The following is a 260-nucleotide window of genomic DNA, read 5'->3' on the forward strand; positions in this document are numbered from 1 at the left end:
TACCAGGACAATCCGCTGGCCTACGCGGCGGCCAAGTGCTTCGTCTCCGAGAGCCAGTACCGCCAGTGGCTGGACCACTTCCAGCAGCCGCGCTGCGAGGCGCTGCTGCCCGGCGGCGAACGCTGCAACCTGCCGCTCGACCGGGTCGACAACCCGGCGCGCTTCGTCGCCGGCGACACCAACTGCTGCGCCCGGCACAAGACCACGGGGCGCCTGCGCACCGTGAGCTGACTCCTTGCCGTTTCCCCACTGGTCACCGC

At 70.4% G+C, this 260-nt stretch carries 1 protein-coding gene; it reads left to right on the forward strand.

Features of this window, described 5'->3' with window-relative positions; translation table 11 throughout:
* A partial coding sequence (locus ACLJNW_RS26190; protein ID WP_410961504.1) for a hypothetical protein occupies positions 1 to 231 on the forward strand: 231 nt, incomplete at its 5' end.
* Positions 232 to 260 lie beyond the last annotated feature (29 nt).

This window comes from Salmonella sp. SAL4457 (genome assembly GCF_046548235.1).
Lineage (GTDB): Bacteria > Pseudomonadota > Gammaproteobacteria > Enterobacterales > Enterobacteriaceae > Salmonella > Salmonella enterica.